Annotated in this window: 17 protein-coding genes; 3 read left to right on the top strand and 14 right to left on the bottom strand. The window is 48.1% G+C overall.

The window, feature by feature from the left end; genetic code table 11:
• Positions 1-3: 3 nt before the first annotated feature.
• The gene (locus A3750_RS02405) at positions 4-492 is read right to left on the bottom strand and encodes a disulfide bond formation protein B (protein ID WP_068547995.1); all 489 of its coding nucleotides are present in this window, start codon (positions 490-492) and stop codon (positions 4-6) included.
• Between the two features lie 216 nt (positions 493-708).
• On the opposite strand from A3750_RS02405, the gene A3750_RS02400 reads away from it, so the two are divergent.
• A complete protein-coding gene (locus A3750_RS02400) occupies positions 709-1,113 on the top strand; it encodes a flagellar basal body-associated FliL family protein (protein WP_068456986.1) in 405 nt (134 codons plus the stop codon).
• An 82-nt stretch (positions 1,114-1,195) separates the two neighbouring features.
• On the opposite strand, the gene rmf is transcribed toward A3750_RS02400, so the two are convergent.
• The 3 genes from rmf to A3750_RS02385 form a co-directional block, all read right to left on the bottom strand.
• Entirely contained in the window at positions 1,196-1,402 is a 207-nt protein-coding gene (gene rmf / locus A3750_RS02395; protein WP_068456989.1) for a ribosome modulation factor, read from the bottom strand.
• Positions 1,403-2,025: 623 nt separating this feature from the next.
• Positions 2,026-3,600, bottom strand: coding sequence for a glutamate--cysteine ligase (gene gshA / locus A3750_RS02390; protein ID WP_082873170.1), 1,575 nt, complete (start codon positions 3,598-3,600; stop codon positions 2,026-2,028).
• Between the two features lie 68 nt (positions 3,601-3,668).
• The gene (locus tag A3750_RS02385) at positions 3,669-5,990 is read right to left on the bottom strand and encodes a Tex family protein (protein ID WP_068547994.1); all 2,322 of its coding nucleotides are present in this window, start codon (positions 5,988-5,990) and stop codon (positions 3,669-3,671) included.
• A 157-nt stretch (positions 5,991-6,147) separates the two neighbouring features.
• On the opposite strand from A3750_RS02385, the gene rep reads away from it, so the two are divergent.
• Positions 6,148-8,166 (top strand): DNA helicase Rep, encoded by a 2,019-nt coding sequence (rep, locus tag A3750_RS02380; protein WP_068451537.1) that lies wholly within the window; start codon positions 6,148-6,150, stop codon positions 8,164-8,166.
• Positions 8,167-8,171: 5 nt separating this feature from the next.
• Here the strand turns inward: rep and A3750_RS02375 are convergent, their stop codons facing one another.
• The gene (locus A3750_RS02375; RefSeq protein WP_068451534.1) at positions 8,172-9,209 is read right to left on the bottom strand and encodes a nitronate monooxygenase family protein; all 1,038 of its coding nucleotides are present in this window, start codon (positions 9,207-9,209) and stop codon (positions 8,172-8,174) included.
• Between the two features lie 665 nt (positions 9,210-9,874).
• Between A3750_RS02375 and A3750_RS02370 the strand changes: the two genes are divergently transcribed.
• Positions 9,875-10,357, top strand: coding sequence for a helix-turn-helix domain-containing protein (locus A3750_RS02370; RefSeq protein ID WP_068464072.1), 483 nt, complete (start codon positions 9,875-9,877; stop codon positions 10,355-10,357).
• A gap of 81 nt (positions 10,358-10,438) precedes the next feature.
• Here the strand turns inward: A3750_RS02370 and A3750_RS02365 are convergent, their stop codons facing one another.
• The 9 genes from A3750_RS02365 to A3750_RS02325 form a co-directional block, all read right to left on the bottom strand.
• The gene (locus A3750_RS02365) at positions 10,439-11,116 is read right to left on the bottom strand and encodes a sulfite exporter TauE/SafE family protein (protein WP_068455007.1); all 678 of its coding nucleotides are present in this window, start codon (positions 11,114-11,116) and stop codon (positions 10,439-10,441) included.
• Positions 11,117-11,147: 31 nt separating this feature from the next.
• Positions 11,148-11,783, bottom strand: a complete 636-nt coding sequence (locus A3750_RS02360; RefSeq protein ID WP_068455010.1) for a LysE family translocator — start codon at positions 11,781-11,783, stop codon at positions 11,148-11,150.
• Positions 11,780-12,712 carry a DMT family transporter gene (locus tag A3750_RS02355; protein WP_197466261.1) on the bottom strand — a complete coding sequence of 311 codons (933 nt, stop codon included), beginning with the start codon at positions 12,710-12,712 and terminating at the stop codon, positions 11,780-11,782. The genes A3750_RS02360 and A3750_RS02355 overlap by 4 nt, the downstream gene beginning before the upstream one ends.
• 9 nt (positions 12,713-12,721) lie before the next feature.
• On the bottom strand, positions 12,722-13,852 hold the full coding sequence (locus A3750_RS02350) for a methyltransferase (RefSeq protein WP_068455014.1): 1,131 nt from the start codon (positions 13,850-13,852) through the stop codon (positions 12,722-12,724).
• A 12-nt stretch (positions 13,853-13,864) separates the two neighbouring features.
• Positions 13,865-14,383, bottom strand: coding sequence for a DUF2391 family protein (locus A3750_RS02345; protein WP_082863156.1), 519 nt, complete (start codon positions 14,381-14,383; stop codon positions 13,865-13,867).
• Between the two features lie 15 nt (positions 14,384-14,398).
• Positions 14,399-15,007 carry a hypothetical protein gene (locus A3750_RS02340; protein ID WP_068455016.1) on the bottom strand — a complete coding sequence of 203 codons (609 nt, stop codon included), beginning with the start codon at positions 15,005-15,007 and terminating at the stop codon, positions 14,399-14,401.
• A gap of 6 nt (positions 15,008-15,013) precedes the next feature.
• Positions 15,014-15,610 (bottom strand): LysE/ArgO family amino acid transporter, encoded by a 597-nt coding sequence (locus A3750_RS02335; protein ID WP_068464069.1) that lies wholly within the window; start codon positions 15,608-15,610, stop codon positions 15,014-15,016.
• 18 nt (positions 15,611-15,628) lie between these two features.
• Positions 15,629-16,519: a prenyltransferase gene (locus A3750_RS02330; RefSeq protein ID WP_068547993.1), complete on the bottom strand. Its 891-nt coding sequence runs from the start codon at positions 16,517-16,519 to the stop codon at positions 15,629-15,631.
• Positions 16,520-16,629: 110 nt separating this feature from the next.
• The coding region (locus tag A3750_RS02325; RefSeq protein WP_068547992.1) for a YoaK family protein at positions 16,630-17,095 on the bottom strand (466 nt) is incomplete at its 5' end.

Here is a 17,095-nt window from a genome sequence, read left to right as displayed (position 1 = left end):
TTTCTATTTATTCCTAACGATAATCATCAGGTGCGCAATAGCTAAGCCTGTAAACGCAATAATGCTCCAAGCAGGTATTGATAACCCGAGCCATTGCCACTGGACTTCCGCGCAATCACCAGTGCCCATTAACATGCTTTGAAGCACTTCCATGATGGGGAAAACATCAATCATGTACTCCAGTGGCGGGCCGCATGCAGGAACTTCATCTTTGGGCAAGTGTTGCAGCCAGACTTGTCGCGCTGCGACGGCAACGCCGGTTGCGGCACTGAGCAAACCTAGAATGCTAAAAATCGTAGCGAATAAGCGATGCCTAAGGCTTACCAGGGTAAGGATCGCGAAGCCTGCCGTTGTCAGGTAGATTGCTCGTTGCATCATACACATTGGACACGGGTTCATGCTGGCAAATGGCTCAACGTAGCTGGCAATCAGCACGAGGCCTGTGCCGATAATTGCTATAGCCGCCGCAATCAAGGAATTTGGAAGTTTCACTTAACGTGGATCTCTTATGTTTTTCAACGGAGTATGATGCCATTGTCGCGATCTGGCCGTTGATTTGGCGAGTTAAGTCTTCTTAATTTTTGTGAACTGCGACCATGGGCTACAAATAGTCACCGTTCATAACAAGCACTCTTGCTCGGCTCAACTTATACTTTGTGCCGACAAATAAACTCTTTAAGATAAACAAACTCTTTAAGGAACGTATGTATGAAGTTTGCTCTGGCTTTTATCCTCAGCATGTTCGTCACCTCTTGGGCTGTTGCGGAAGATGGCGAGACGCCAAGTAAAAGATCGATTTACCACAACATCTCTCCTGCATTTGTCAGTAATTTTGGTTTGTCTGAAAAAAAGCTTTCTTACGTTAAAGCGGAAGTGTCATTGAAAGTTGAAAATGAAGAGCTTTTAGAGAAAGTGAAGCAAAATGAAGCGTTGGTGCGTCATCAAATCGTCATGTTGCTTTCAGCACAAACAAAAGAGCAAATGAGTGCGCCTGCGGCACAAGAGACGATTCGTGTTGCTGCTTTAAGTAGAGTGAAAGAGGCATTGGCAGAAGAGATTGGTAAAACGGGAGTGGAAGATTTGCTGTTTACCAGCTTTGTTGTTCAGATTTGAGAGATCTTAGTGTCAGCGGTTCAGGAGGTATCGAGCCGCTTTCTTTAACAAGTACTTTGCAAAGCGCTGATTAACAGTCTGTTTAAGAGGCAATGCGGGCAGAACTCGGCGCGTCTTCTAGCGCTACGTCGTTGCCGTCTTCCCAGCCTGCTTCCCAAGCGGCAAGCACCACTTCGCTCATTGCAGGTCGCCTGTTACGGTCAGAGCCCATAACGCCCGCCATGTAGCCTTGCTTGTAAGCTTTGTTTAGAGAATCAATATTCCAGCTTAAAGAAATGTCTTCGGCCATGGGCCACTCCACTTTCAATAGGCTGCCTTCGCACTTTGAGCGACACAGAGCTTCATTCACCCTGTTTTCGTTCGACTTCCAGCGGTTCGGCGCGCTTCTTAGTCAACACTAGTTTTCGGTAGTGTAGTTCGTAAAATGTGGTTTGCTTCTGTTTTTTTGATTAGCGCTACTCCGAAGAGTTGCGCGTGAGTGCATCCTTGCCCTCAGTACACATTTACGAATTACATATCTTTACGTTAGTGCAATGAACACTACTCTGCATGTCAAATATGTTTCTTTATGTATGAGCTTGTAATTTTGACGAAACAGTTCGTTACATACACTTACAAAATTAGCATAGGTTTCAGTATCTGCAAATTGGGCATAGTGACAGTTTTGTTAGAAACGTGACGGAAGCGAATTTCGGTACTTAATATTTGCGAGCTGCGTATCACCGCGTATGCGTTTTGTGAAGCGTGTTGCACGGTAATTAATACGATAAGGCGGATGTTTAAATAAGGGGGGCGTCTCAAAGAATGTAGGCGCAAAGAGTCATAGAGAATAGGCGTTTCAGCTGAAACGATCTAGCGCATATAGCGCAAGATCAGTAACCTTGGCGCCGACCGGCGTTGGATGAGTCTGGTCTAGCTGACGTAGTCCGAAAGAAACTTGTCAAAAGAAACCGTATCTCCTTGTTTGATTTGCTCAGCGTTATCATGGCTTTGAGCGGCAAGCCTCTCAAATTCATGTTGAATAGCGGCCATGTCAGTTGCTGCCGTTAGCGTATGTTTGTGTTGATTGGACAGAGACCCCGCTAACTCAAGCCAGCTTTGTTGTTCTGTTCGCATATCTTCCAGAATCCGCGCAGAGGGGCATAGACTAGCGTCATCTACTTTTGCTTGCTGAAGTGCAATGCTCTCTTGGTGGAGCGTCGTATTCTCGGTGTTATCTAGCAAAGCGGCGTAGTCGTTGATCCGGGAAAGAATCTCCGTTGCCCAAGAGGTGAGTGAAATCTCTTCATCAAGACGTTTGAGCGTCAGGTTTGGTCTTCTTCCATCGGTGGTGACGGACGAGAAATTACCCTCAAGCTCTTCGCATGCTTCGGCACTAAGAACCGGCGAGTCTTCCAGCAGGCAGAAGAGCAGGAAGGCGTCAACGAAAGCGATTTGCGTCTCATCAATACCAAGAGGTAAATAAGGATTGAGATCAAGGCAGCGTACTTCGACATATTCCACGCCACGTTCATTTAATGCTGCAGTCGGTTTCTCTCCGGACAGGGTGGTTCGCTTTGGTCGAATAGAGCTGTAGTACTCGTTCTCGATTTGAAGCACGTTTGTGTTCAGCTGCGTGTAGCCCTCGCTGTCGTGTAATCCAATTTCCTCGTATCGCGGATAAGATGTATGAATTGCGTTCGTTAGCGTATTGGTAAAGTTTTCAAGCGTGTTGAAACATATATTCAACGAGCTTTGCGCGTTATTGCTATAGCCGAGATCGCTCATTCTCAGCGATGTCGCGAATGGGCGATAAAGGGTGCCTTTTTCGTCAAAGCGTTCTAAATCGTGTTTGCGTCCCTCTAAAAAGCTTTGGTCGAGCGCCGGCGATGCGCCAAACAGATACATCAATAACCAACTGTAGCGGCGAAAGTTTCGTGTTAACGCAAAGTACTTCTGAGATTTAAACTCTTGCAGCGTCGCAGGACTTTTCTCTGCATCTTTGAGCGTGTTCCAAAACTCGTCAGACAATGAAAAGTTGAAGTGTAGTCCTGCGATGCTCTGCATGATACGCCCGTATCGAACATCAAGCCCTTTGCGATAAACATGCTTCAGTTGGCCAATGTTGGAATCGCCATATTCGGCGATACGAATGCTGTCATTGCCATCGAGTCGGCAAGGCATGCTGCCCGCCCAAAGGCTTTCATCGCCGATGTTGTTAAGTACAAACTTGTGGGTTGCCTCAAGCTCTGAAATCAAGCCCTGACGCGTTGTTTGCACGGAGGTGATGAGCTCAAGTAAGGCTTCCGAGTAATCCGTAGTGATTGAGCTATGTGTAAGAGGGTGGCCCAGCGCGTCAGGGTGGTCTGATTGGGTGATCGAAAAGTCGGGCGTGACACGCAGGCCCTCTTTTTCGAGTCCTCTCGAAATGAGTCTCGTGTTTGAGTCGTTTAGATAGCTAAGGAGTGCCTGATATCCATGACCATGCGACGAAGTTGATATTGTCATTTTCTTGTCCTTTTAAAGCACTTCCAGCGCGTAAACATACTACGATGAATCAATCGGGGCGAACAGGGCTATTTCTTTTTTGCTTTGGCAAATGCAGAGGCAAAAGCATTGTTGACCGGAGCCTGCTTAGCGCCTTTTTGTTTTGGCAATTTATTGGCTCTATCCGTTTTAATCCCGCCTCTATCCTGTCTGTCTTGTTTTGCCTGTTCTGAGACCGAATCACTCAGGCGCATCGTTAATGCAATACGCTTTCGCTTTACATCCGCTTCAAGCACTTTTACCTTGACGATGTCTCCTGTTTTGACAACTTCACGCGGATCTTTGACGAACTTATCGGCCAAACAGGATATATGCACAAGTCCATCCTGATGCACGCCAATATCAACAAAGGCTCCAAAGTGCGTGACGTTGGTAATGCTTCCTTCCAGAATCATGCCTTCTTCAAGGTCGCTGATTTCTTCAACCCCATCCTTGAAACTGGCAAATTTAAACTCCGGACGCGGGTCACGACCGGGCTTTGCCAGCTCGTTTAGTACATCTTCTACGGTATGGTGACCAAAACGCGTATCGACAAAATCCTCGACGCGCACTTGCTTGAGGTTGTTGGCTTGCCCGATTAAATCGGAGACGGAGGCGCTTTGTGATTTTGCGATGCGTTCAACCAAGCCATAAGACTCAGGATGAACAGCGGATGCATCCAGAGGGTCTGCGCCACCGTTTACACGCAAGAAACCGGCGCATTGCTCAAAAGCCTTGTCGCCAAGCCTTGGTACATTTTTGAGCTCTTTTCTGGATTTGAATGCGCCGTTGGCATCGCGAAATGCAACGATATTGCTTGCTGTGTTTGCGGCCACACCGGATACGCGTGCAAGTAATGGCGCTGATGCCGTATTGAGATCGACACCAACGGCATTTACACAGTCTTCAATCACGGCATCGAGACTTTTACCGAGTCTAAATTGGCTAACATCGTGTTGATATTGGCCAACGCCAATGGCTTTCGGCTCGATCTTTACCAATTCTGCTAGAGGGTCCTGCAAGCGTCGCGCAATAGACACCGCGCCCCGAATACTCACATCGAGATCGGGGAATTCGTTGGCGGCGGTCTCTGAGGCAGAATAAATCGAAGCACCGGCTTCGCTCACCACAATTCGAGATAGCGGGAGTTCAGGGTAGCGCTTACATAAGTCAGCGCAGAGTTTTTCGGTCTCGCGGGAGGCTGTGCCATTGCCAATGCTCAACAGTTCAGCATGATGCTTACGGGCAAGTTTTGCGATAACTTCAATCGACATATCCCACTGATTTTTTGGCGCATGAGGGTAAATCGTTGCATGGTCGAGTAGCTTTCCAGTCGCGTCGACGACGGCCACTTTCACGCCAGTGCGCAAGCCAGGGTCCAGCCCGATGGTTGCCTTTGGACCGGCCGGCGCAGCTAGGAGCAGGTCTTTCATATTCTCTGCAAACACCTTGATCGCCACCTCTTCAGCCTGTTCGCGTAACTGGCCAAGTAGCTCGGTTTCGATGCTCATGCCGAGTTTAACCCGCCACGTCCAACGGATGACTTCTTTTAACCAGGCATCGGCCGCTCGATTTTGATCCTGTACGCCAACCTGATTGGCGATGATAGACTCGCAGGGCGATACAGCGAGTCTTGATGTCTTATCTGTGTCGACATGTTCCAAGCTCAAGGACAACACTCCTTCTTTACGCCCTCTAAAGAGTGCGAGAGCACGGTGAGAAGGAATTTTCTTAATCGCTTCGCTGTATTCGAAGTAATCCTGAAACTTTTGCGCGTCTTTATGCGCAGTATCGGCCGCAGTGCTTATCAAAACGCCGAAAGACCACATTTCATGTCGTAATTTTGCGAGTAACGCCGCATCTTCGCTAAAGCGTTCGATCAGTATGTACTTGGCACCGTCTAAAACGGCTTTGGTATCTGCAAAACCCGCGTCGCTATTAATAAAGTGTTGCGCTTCTGTTTCGGGTGTTTTGGTCGGGTCATTGAAAAGCAGGGTCGCTAAAGGCTCAATGCCCGCTTCGATCGCGATTTGGCCTTTGGTGCGGCGTTTTGGCTTGTAGGGTAGGTAAAGGTCTTCGAGACTTTGCTTGCTAGTACAGGCTCGAATAGTTTTCTCAAGCTCTGGGCTCAGCTTGTCTTGCTCGGCAATGCTTTTGAGAATGACATCGCGTCGATCGTGCAGCTCTGATAAATAAGTGAGCCGTTCGTCCAATTTCCGTAACTGCGTATCATCAAGAGCGCCGGTTTTTTCTTTGCGATAGCGTGCGATAAATGGGATGGTCGCACCCTCATTGATAAGCTGTATGGTCGCTTCTACTTGTTCCGTTCGAATGGCTAATTCGTCTGCAATTAGCTGGGCAATGGATGACATTCAATGCTTCCGTAATTCTTTTTTGAAGTCTTCATTTATGGGAGCGAGAAGAGATTTTTAAACCCTGCTAAATGAAATAAAGAATCCTTTTTTAGTCAGTGGCAACTCGGGTAAACTAGCGCCCCTGCCGCAAAACGCACATCTGATAGAGGCCACTGTGGGTACAACGCTCAACCCGAAACAACGAGAAGCTGTCCGTTATGTTGCCGGGCCTTTGCTGGTGTTGGCTGGCGCGGGTAGTGGTAAAACGAGTGTGATTACGCGCAAAATTGCCTACCTGGTGAACGAATGCGGTTTGAAAGGGCGAAATATTGCTGCCGTGACGTTCACCAATAAAGCAGCTCGTGAGATGAAAGAGCGTGTTGGCAAGCTGATCAGCGGGCCAGATGCTCGCGGCTTAACCGTAAGTACGTTCCACAATCTTGGCTTAAACATCATTCGCACCGAGCATAAAAAACTGGGTTACAAGCCCGGATTCTCCATTTTTGATTCTGAAGACGCCAAAGCCTTGCTTCGTGATTTGATGATCAAAGAAGGAGAGGAGAACAGCGATATCCTGAATGCTGCGCAAATGCAAATCTCGAGTTGGAAAAACGCAATGCTGACTCCTCAGGCAGCCTTGAGTGCAGCAAAAACACCTGAAGATCTGCAAATTGCACAAGTGTATGTGCTCTATAACCGCTATCTTAAAGCTTACAACGCACTTGATTTTGATGATCTGATTTTGCTCCCGGTGACCTTGTTTCAGGACGACCATGAAGTCTTGCGAAAATGGCGTCAGAAGATTCAATACCTGTTAGTCGATGAGTATCAGGACACGAATATCGCCCAGTACGAAATGGTAAAACTGCTGGTTGAGGAGCGGCAAGCGCTGACTGTGGTAGGCGATGACGACCAGTCAATTTATGCGTGGCGAGGTGCGCGTCCCGAGAACCTAGCCAAACTCGAAGAAGACTTTCCAACGCTAAAGCTCGTTAAGCTGGAACAAAATTACCGTTCAACAAGCCTTATTCTAAATTCAGCGAATGTCGTTATCGCCAACAACCCGCACGTGTTTGAAAAACGCTTGTGGAGCGATATGGGCGCCGGTGATCGCATTCGTATCATCCGTTGTCGTAACGAAGATGCCGAGGCCGAGCAGGTAGCGGCGGAGATACTTGATCAAAAACTGAAGCGCAGTGTTTCGTTTAAAGACTTTGCAGTGCTTTATCGGGGCAATCATCAAAGCCGTCTGCTTGAAATAAAACTGCAGGCCTTTCAGGTACCTTATCGCCTGTCTGGCGGCACCTCATTTTTTGCAAAGAATGAAATTAAAGATGCAATGGCTTACTTGCGACTGCTGGTAAACCCGGATGATGATGCAGCGTTCTTGCGCGTGGTGAATGTTCCGCGCAGAGAAATTGGCCCAAGCACCCTCGAGAAGCTGGGGAATTATTCTACCGAGCGAAACATTAGTTTGTTCCAAGCTTGTTCTGAAATAGGATTGGAGCAGGTTCTGAAGGAAAGGCCTTTGGAGAAAGTACGGCGTTTTTGTACTTGGCTGGAGAATACGACGCGGCGCTGTTATGAAGAAGATCCGATACCCGTTATTAAGCAATTATTTACCGACATCGAATACGACCAATGGCTCTACCAGAACGCCAGTACGCCGAAGGCAGCAGAACGAAGAATGGAAAACGTCTGGTATTTGGTCGATTCCATGAAAGCCATGCTCGACGCGGACAAGGGGACGGCTGACGAGATAGGCATAGATGAAGCCATCTCTAAACTCGTTCTTCGCGATATGTTAGAGCAGCAGGAAGAGGAAGATGATAGCGATAAGGTGCACCTGTTGACCTTGCACGCGTCAAAAGGGCTGGAGTTTCCGCATGTGTTTATCATGGGCCTCGAAGAAGAAATCCTACCGCATAGAAACAGCATCGAAGAAGACAACATCGAAGAAGAGCGTCGCTTAATGTATGTCGGTATTACGCGGGCGAAACAGACGTTGGCTTTAACGTATGCTGCAACGCGTAAACAATTTGGCGAAAAAATCGAAACGATCCCCAGTCGGTTTTTAGATGAGCTTCCTGAAGACGATGTGGAGTACGAAGGTGGAGAGGAACAAGATAAAGAGCGCGCCAAGCAAAAGGGTCGTCAAACTTTATCTGCCCTACTGGATGACCTGAAAGACTAGCGTTGTTAAGACAGCGGCTCGTCGGATAGTGAATGCACAAGCTCAGCGGCCGGACCTTCATGACATCCACTGCGATTTGTCCCTGACCACATCGGTAAAAAATCGCCCAGTTGGTTTTGCTCTGAGTATGCCCGAAGTGGCGCAACGGCCGTTGCCGCATAGGGAAAGTCAGGCGCTTTATCAGAGATAAACCCAAGCTCTTTCATTAAACGATTTTCAATCCCCCGCGCTGGCCTGCCTGAAAAGACATTGGTTAAGTGGGTCTCAGCCTTTTGATCACGTAGAGCGCTTCGATAGGCTGCGCTAGTGTTTGCTTCATTGCATAGAAGAAACGCGGTTCCCAGCTGCACGCCAGCAGCGCCCCAATTTAAAGCGTCTTGAATATCCTGTTTGCTGGCAATGCCTCCGGCTGCGATAACCGGTGTTGATAGCGCTGCAGCTATCGCTTTAACCAGGCGTTTTGTTGGTAACTGGGCATCTAACTGTGTGTCGCTGAACATGCCTCGGTGACCACCGGCTTCGATGCCTTGAGCGATGAGCACATCAACACCATGCGCTTCAAGCCAAGTCGCCTCCTCGAGCGTCGTGGCGGACGAAAGTATGATCGTCCCCCAGGATTTTACTCTTTCAACAAGGTGTCTTGCGGGAAGCCCAAAGTGAAAGCTGATCACGGGCGGTTTGAACGGCTCTATTCTGTCTGCCATCTCATCATTAAAGGGCATGCGCAATGCACTTGGCGGGGCAGAAACTGCAAGGCCGACCTCTGCATAATAGGTGGATAGATGGTGCAACCAGCGTGCTTCTTTTTGTTCGTCAACCGGAGGCATGGTGTGACAAAAGAAGTTTAGGTTGTAGGGCTTGTTGGAATGCTGCTTAAAGTAATTGAGCTCTTGTTCAACTTGATCTGGGTTGAGCATTCCGCATGGAATTGAACCGAGCCCGCCGGCTTCAGATACCGCAACGGCTAATTCCCAATTCTGCACGCCTGCCATCGGCGCTTGAATAAGCGGGTACTCAATGTTTAGTCGATCTTCAATCTGCACAATCAAAGGCCTCTGAATAAGAACACGAAATTGGCTTGATTATGACGCAATCACACACTCTGTAAACCGAAAGTGTCATTGCTGAGATCACTAACGGACATGACCTGATATTGTTGCCCATCAATATTTCGCCAGTGAGGGTGGACCGATTCGCGGGCTAGGGCGTGCACACGCTTTTTTTGCTCAGGAGTGGCAGGTTTAGGACTGAGGAGTAAGAAGGCTATAAAAAACGACCTAGATTGGCGCGGGCCATCACGTTGATGCTGTAAAGGCTAATGCGCACCTAGGTCGATCAATGCTTGATTAATTGATTGGTTGTTTAGTGGTTTTTTAAAACCACACGTAAAAGCACTAAGGGATCGGTTTAACGGCAGCATTGTTTAGTCTAGGTCGCCGGCCTCAAGCGCTAGATCTTTCTGGCTTAGATAAAAGTTTGTGCTGAAAAGTGTCCAAATTGAGCTTAGTAAGATCATAATATTTACCTCTATTCATACGATAGGTTACTCAAATTTCTTCCATATAGGTTCCTTTTTGGAACCTAATCGATAATATAGGTTCTAAAATGGAACTTATCAACCTATAATTTAGAAATAGATGCTAGAACGGCTTCGTAAAAGGTGTTTGATGCGTAACAATAAATCGAGAACAGAAACTAAGGGAAAGCAATGCGTTGGGAAGATGTCGACTCACAAATATGTTCTATGGCTCGTGGCTTAGCGATATTCGGCGATCGCTGGACCTTACTTATCATTCGCGATTGCTTCCGCCGGGTTCGGCGCTTTTCAGATTTTCAGAAGTCCCTGGGTATTACCAAGCATCGGCTCTCAGATCGTCTAACGCGATTAGTCGAAGAAGGTATTCTGGTTAAACGGCCTTATGATGCATCGGGCAAACGTTTTGAGTATCGCCTTACTGAGAAAGGGTTAGATCTCTATCCTGTGCTGATGAGTGTTGTTCAGTGGGGCGATAAATGGGTTGCAGATGAAGATGGCGCGCCGGTGGTCTATACCCATAAATCATGCGGAAATTACACCAAGCCACGGTATACCTGCGATTGTTGCGGCGAAGAGATCCAAGCCCGAGACCTAGAGCCGGAAGCCGGTCCCGGTGTTACAAAGAAAATGGAACGGGGAGAAGCCTTAAAATAGTGAATCTGAGAAGCGTTTCGCGACAAGACGGTTTTGATGTCGAATGTTGACCAGCACCTGTGGCGAGATCGCTTTCCTTAACTAGCCGGCTAGCCAATACGTCCCGAAACCAATCGAAATGCTTGCAATAAGCAGTCGAGACCACTCAAAAACTTTGGTACTAAACTGAATCAGCCGCGCTTGAGCGTAACCAAAACCAAGGCCAAAAAGCATCATCATACAAAGCACACCGAGCGAGAACAGCAGCACATAAAGAAATCCCCATGTTCCGTTGGCGACTTCAAGTGTGGGCAATAAAGCCAGAACGGGCGCACTCCCTGCCAGGCCATGTGTTATGCCGACCAATACGGGGCCATGATCGTTCACAGTTTTTGCTGAATGTGACGCATCTGCAAGGTGCGCATGAACGTGTTCGCCATGCGAGTGAATACGCAGTCGAACTTTGTTCTGCCGAAATGACCATAGAATCCAGACCCCAAGCGCGATGAGAATGATGCCTACCAACTTTTCAGCGCTGGCGTGCAACCATTCTGGAAATTGCAGATTAAAAGAGAGTAGTGCCGCCGCCAATGCACATAGAACTCCGCCATGCCCTAAGGCCCATCGAGAGCAGAATGCGAGTGTTTGTCTAGCTCGGGATTGAAAGCCGTTGCGACTGCTCGACATCGTGCTGACGGCCATCACATGGTCGGCGTCGAGCGCGTGAAGTAAACCAAAGGTAAAGCCCATGCCCAACAGGGCGATAAGTTCGAGTTCCATTAGATAATGAGTCCGTTAGGGTAAAGAGTGCTTAGCCCGTTTTTAATGCGAAGATCACGCCAGTTACGAGGATCAAGGCACCAGATGTTGTATTCAATGTTTTTTGTGCCGCTTCCGATACGACGGCATGTCGGGCGCTATAAGCGAGCCATGCATAAAAGCCCATGCTCGTCGCGAGTACCGCGGCGATGATAAAGATCACGATGAATATATCAAGCGCGGTAAGGCTTTGTAAGTCCATGAAATTTGGTAAAAAGCTCACGTAAAAGAAGATGACTTTGGGGTTGGCGAGCGTGACGACAAGACCCACCATGTAACCAAGCTGACGCCGGCCAGTTGCGCTTGCTTGATTGCCGTTTTGCGCCAGATCAATGCTCGTTTCGTTGCTGTGTTTGAGCATTATGAAGCCCATGTAGCACAAATAAGCGGCGCCGCCGTATTGAAGAAACAAAAATGCACCTTGAAGGTGCGTGGCCACCCAGCTTAATCCATAGATGCTGAGCATCAGAAAAAGAATGTCGCCCGTGATGATGCCGCTAATCATCGCGGCGATACGCTTCGGTGTTTCTTGAAGGCCTGCGGAGATTGAGATAAAGACACCAGGGCCCGGTGTCAATGCGAGAACGAACATTGCGATGATCAACGCAAACGAGGACGCCAACGTCACAGCACTTTCTCCTTCCGTTGCCGCAACTTTTTAAAGGGACGACCATCAATCGCAGCAAGGCCGGTAAAGATACACGCCATACCAAAATAGTGAATGGGTTTGAGCTGCTCACCCAGAAACAACCAGCCTAATAAAATTGCTGATATCGGTACTAAAAAGGTTACTAAAGACAGGTTGGTCGCGCCTGAGCTGGAAAGCAGAGAAAAATAACCAATGTAGGCCAATGCCGTGCAGAAAGTGCCGAGTGCCGCGACAGCTAACCATGCGGAACTATTGGCGGTAGATAGCTCTTGGACATGGCCTCCGAAAATACATACCGGCAACAACCAGAGACTTGCCATGCTGACTTGCAGTGTAGCGGTCATCACGGGAGAAACCTGCATTTCACGAAAACGGCGGCCAAACACTCCGGCAAAGGCATAGCAGAGTGCGGCACCCAGTATCGAGAGCTGCGCGGACACGCTCTCACCTAGACCGCTTAGGTATTGTGGCCCAATCATGGCGGCTACGCCGCCGAGTCCGATCAGTACACCAAGGATTTTTAGCGGTGCGATACGCTCGTCACTTAAAAGTGCTCCGGCAACCAATACGGTGAACAATGGTGTCGTGGCGTTGAGAATCGAAGCGAGCCCAGAGCCAATTTCTTGCTGTCCCCAAACAATCAGCGAAAAAGGCATGGCGTTGTTAATCAGTCCCATTAGGATGATCGACCACCAAAATGTGCCGGTTTTAGGGATCGTTATATTTTTGGCGAACACCAAAAACCACAAGCAGGCCGCGGCAATGGTAACGCGTAGCCAAACGACGGTGAGGGGAGAGAACCCGGTTAGCGTGATCTCATTGAAAAAGAAAGAGCCACCCCAGAGAATTGAAAGCCCAATTAGTATTGACCAGTCTTTAGCGCTCATCGCGAGCGAAACGTTTTTCATAACAGGCGCTTACTGTTTGCTGCAGCGAAGCAGTACATATTTGCTGTGCTGAGCCATGTTCTCGCAGTTCCCGAATAGTCGTTTTAATGGTCCGTGGTAGGCTAAATGACGATTGGCAATGACCCATAGCTGACCGTTCGTTTTTAAGTGCGCGTAGGCGTCTTGGAACATGGCCAGCGCAATATCGGTTCCCATTGTTTGTTGCTGATGGAACGGTGGGTTGCAAACGATCAGATCAACGTTTGGGAAGGTATCAGGAATGCCGTTTCCAGCTTCAAGAGTACAGGCGATATCGGACAAGTATTGCTGCGTATTGTGCGTCGTGCTGTCGATCGCCATAAACGATTCATCGCAGAAAAAAGCCTGCTTTGCATCGCAAGCTAGCGCGCTATTGATACCCATAATGCCATTGCCGCATGCCAAATCTATGAGGCTCTCGGCCTTGGGCAATAATTCTAGATTCGCTAGAAAAACGTGCGTGCCCGGATCAACTCTGCCTTCCGCAAACACATTGGCGTGGCAACTTAGCGCCATGCCATAGGCCGTAAATGATCGCGGAAACTTAGTGCTACCCTGCCAAGTAGTCGGATCTGGCGAGCAATGAATGAGCCTTGCTTTTTTCGCGGCAAGAGACTGGCTGCTTGGGCCAATAATATTCTCAAAAAGCACACGCGTATTTTTGCTGAGCGACTTCACCATGCACGAGGCAATCACCGTTGTGTTTTGGTTTATGTTGGCACGCAAGCGATAAAGCTGATCCTCGAGCATAGCGAGCGACTTAGGTACTTTGATCAGTACGAGATCAAAGATGCCCTGTGGATTCTGTGTGCTAGGTAGAATGGCCTCCGGCATCTCGCATTTGTTTTCGTTTATGTTGTTGGAGATTGCGGTCAGCGATAAAAATGAATCGGACTGGACTACGGGTTTGTGCTTGGCAAGCGCGCAGCTCAAAGCACCGAAACTATCATTTAAGATAAGTATGCGGGCATTGGATGACAGCTGCCGCTTAGCCACATCCTCTAACAAAAGTGTGTCTGAGCTTTCCCATGCTTGAAGATTTTGCTGCGCCTTGCTTGATGCAAACAAGGGAAAACGCGAAAGCTCAAAATCGCCAAAAGCACAGTTGTAGTGTGTAAGCATGGGAAGCGTCACTTATTTTAATGCGTCTGTTGCGACCGCACTCATCGAGGCGGGAAACGCAACAATGATGATGCGCTTGATTGCGAGGACGTTATCAACACCCCAAGGGCATTGTTGAATCAGTGTCATCAACAAGCCAACCACAACCAATGAGATAACGTAAATCGCAAACACGCGCTTGAAGTATTCAAGTACGAAGCCTTTTAAGTAGAAACGGTAAAAATGCACATACACAAACAGCGCAATAAAACTAAGTGAAACGAGCGAGAGTATGGCCACATTTAAATTTGGAAGGGTGCTTCCGAGCTGCCACGTTTCTTCCGTAAACGCCATGGGAATCGCCAACAGCGTTGCGCCGACAACGATCTGAATAATGTCCCGAAGAGTGAGCTCTACCATTAACGGTTTTACAATCCGTTGAATCACCTTGCCAGAACTATCGAAAATCGGAATGACCGTATGCAAGTAGCCCGATCGCCCTAAGCGTTTTATTTCTACTTTTTGTTTTGAATCTTGCGGATCTTCATACATGAAGAGGCGTCCTCTTTAGTCGCCAATATTGATATTGAGAGAGCTTAGTAATTCATAGTACGCCGCGATCGTTAGCAAGCCTAAACCGACAGTCGCCAGTACTCGATACTTGAAGCCGTTCTTGTGGTGTTTTTCGCGATTATGGTGGTGAGTAACATCCATCATTTCATCGCCAAAGTAAATGGATAAAAACGTACCCAATGCGCTAATAATGAGAATGCTCCAATAAGGCCAAGGCTCAACGAGGATCTGGTGCAAGACTTTCGTAATGATCGATAGTTCGTAAGTATCTGCGTGTGCGGAAAGCATATAAACGTTGATCGCAATCGCTATAAACCAAACGACCAATTGCGTGATCGCCATTTTAATACCGAACAGCAAACGCACAGGAAATGCCAGAAGAAAACCGCCATCCGCGATGGGTGTACATAAAACGAAAAAGCTCCAAGATAGAACGGCCAAGCCAAACCCGGTTGCCGCATCATATTTGTAGGCCATAAATCCAAAGTAGGCGACGACGATACCAAACAGTGCTGCAAACTTTACTAGGGTTTCGAGGTGAGTCGGGTGGCTGTAGTGGAAGGCCGCAGATTTCTCACTGGTTCGCAAAGACGATAACTTCATAAGCACCTAAAGCAGTAAGTTGACGGCCAACGCGATCATGACGATACCGATAATGAAGTCGAGCATGCGCCATGCACTTGGTTTTTCAAATATAGGACGCAGTATGCGGGCACCGTAGCCGAGTGAAAAGAAAAATGCGAAGGATGCACACACCGCGCCGATACCAAAAAGATGTTGCTGCTCTCCATATTGAACAGAAATCGCGCCAAGGAGAAAAACAGTATCCAGATAAACGTGTGGGTTTAGCCAGGTAAACGCAAGACAGGTTAGGGCGATCTTATACGCGTGTGATGTAGACGCTCCTTCTGCAACCAGAGCGTGCTCTGCTTGCCAAGCCGAATAGAAACTCTTAAGGCCATATAAGATTAAAAAAGCCGCTCCGCCGAAGCGCGCGACAAGCTCAATCTCAGGATATGCCTGAACAATGGCGCCAAACCCCAGCACGCCGGCAGTGATCAAAAGCGCATCTGAGACCGCGCAAATCAAGCTAGTAAGAAATACATGCTCTTGTTTCAAACCTTGTTTCAAGACAAAAGCATTTTGAGCTCCTATTGCGAGAATGAGAGAAAAGCCGAGAGAAAAGCCTGCCAAGAGCGCGCTCATGAGATGCCTTTTTTAACGTTATCGAGCAAGTAGAGACCCCCCGATGAGAATTGGTGTGAGAATGCCCGCCGCGACGTTGGCCGCCAAATACTTTGGGTGCTCGCCAATTTTCGCTGTGTGCCTTACTGCGCCGTGCAAAGCGAACAAAGAGAGACATAACGGTAGTAGCGCCATTAAACCTAGAGTTGGCAGGTATCCGATGGCAACGCATAAAGCGATCAAAGAGTACGCCACTAAGGTGAATAGCGCATAAACCACATTACTGCTTTTTAGTCCAAACACTATCGGGAAGGTTTTTCTCCCAGATGCTTGGTCAGCTTGTAAGTCGGGGTATTGGTTCAGCAGCAGTATGTTGTTTACCAGACAAAAAGGAACCAACGACAATAGCCATGTTAGCGTCTGATTTGAGCCATTCAGAACGGTATTCGTGCCAACTACCATGAGTACTCCAAAGCCAAGTCCTGGAGCGATAAGGCAGAGTAACGGCAGACGATTAAGCCATTGTGTGTAAGTCGCAACCAACACCATTCCTGCGAGGCCAATCGGCAGAATTTCAGGACCATGGCTTGTTAAAAAATAGCCGCCGATAACGCTCGTCAGAGTGAGAGTCATGAGCCCTGTGATGAGAACGAAACCCGCTGCTTCAGGATAGTCTGGCAACGCACCACTTCCGCCGCTAAAAGGTGTTTTGTTTGTGTTTAGATCCAAACCGCTTTTAAAGTCAAAGTATTCATTGAGCGTGTTCACGCTGATATGTGCCGCCATTGCACCAATAAGAACGAGCGCAAAGTCCACATTCGAGAAAACAGCCTGTTCCGCGAACGCGATACTCGCACCTAAAAAAACACAGGCAGGAGTGAGGATTAAAAAAGGTGGCCGTGTTGCTTGAAGTACAGCAGTGCGGTTCATGCTTATTGCTCGCTTGTCGCTTAGGGACAGTTAATTGGATGATGCTTGCAGATTAAAACGAGTGGCTAATGCGACATTAAGAATTAATCTGCGAGATAAGTTCTCGACTGTCAATGGTGTGTTTTAGCATACCGATGGTAGGTAAGTGCCATAACGAAGCAGATCATTGCAGGTAAAAACAACGCCATAAACTGAAGCTGCTTGAATATCAGTGTGCCCGCTGTGCCGCCGAGTATGAAACCAGCAATAATAAACAAGAAGAGTTTGGCTTTGCGCTTGTCGAGGGATTCGCCTCGGGCAAGTGCACCAAGCATAATGCCTAGGTCGGTAAAAATGCCCGTTACATGCGTGGTACGAACGATCGCACCGCTGTAGGTTGTTGCCAGAGCGTTTTGTAAGCCACATGCAGCTGAGGCAAAAAAATGCCCGTAGAACGAACCTGAGGTCAAAAACCACAAGGCGAGCAAAAGTAGCAATGCTTCAATGATAAGCGCAGTGTCATAGTGCCTGCCGAGTTCTAAGTTCGCCCCGTGCAACAGAAAGCCAGCAATAGATGACCCAACTAGAAACGCCACA

The organism is Oleiphilus sp. HI0079, from assembly GCF_001635105.1.
Note: the sequence above shows the minus strand (reverse complement) of the source record. Positions and strands in the feature narration are given on the sequence as shown.

Coding starts and splice junctions, on each gene's coding strand:
- A3750_RS02385 (WP_068547994.1), bottom strand. CDS start 5,990: ATGTCATCCATTGCCCAGCTAATTGCAGACGAATTAGCCATTCGAACG.
- rmf (WP_068456989.1), bottom strand. CDS start 1,402: ATGGCCGAAGACATTTCTTTAAGCTGGAATATTGATTCTCTAAACAAA.
- A3750_RS02370 (WP_068464072.1), top strand. CDS start 9,875: ATGCGTTGGGAAGATGTCGACTCACAAATATGTTCTATGGCTCGTGGC.
- A3750_RS02330 (WP_068547993.1), bottom strand. CDS start 16,519: ATGAACCGCACTGCTGTACTTCAAGCAACACGGCCACCTTTTTTAATC.
- A3750_RS02365 (WP_068455007.1), bottom strand. CDS start 11,116: ATGGAACTCGAACTTATCGCCCTGTTGGGCATGGGCTTTACCTTTGGT.
- gshA (WP_082873170.1), bottom strand. CDS start 3,600: ATGACAATATCAACTTCGTCGCATGGTCATGGATATCAGGCACTCCTT.
- A3750_RS02400 (WP_068456986.1), top strand. CDS start 709: ATGAAGTTTGCTCTGGCTTTTATCCTCAGCATGTTCGTCACCTCTTGG.
- A3750_RS02345 (WP_082863156.1), bottom strand. CDS start 14,383: ATGTATGAAGATCCGCAAGATTCAAAACAAAAAGTAGAAATAAAACGC.
- A3750_RS02340 (WP_068455016.1), bottom strand. CDS start 15,007: ATGAAGTTATCGTCTTTGCGAACCAGTGAGAAATCTGCGGCCTTCCAC.
- A3750_RS02355 (WP_197466261.1), bottom strand. CDS start 12,712: ATGAAAAACGTTTCGCTCGCGATGAGCGCTAAAGACTGGTCAATACTA.
- A3750_RS02335 (WP_068464069.1), bottom strand. CDS start 15,610: ATGAGCGCGCTCTTGGCAGGCTTTTCTCTCGGCTTTTCTCTCATTCTC.
- A3750_RS02350 (WP_068455014.1), bottom strand. CDS start 13,852: ATGCTTACACACTACAACTGTGCTTTTGGCGATTTTGAGCTTTCGCGT.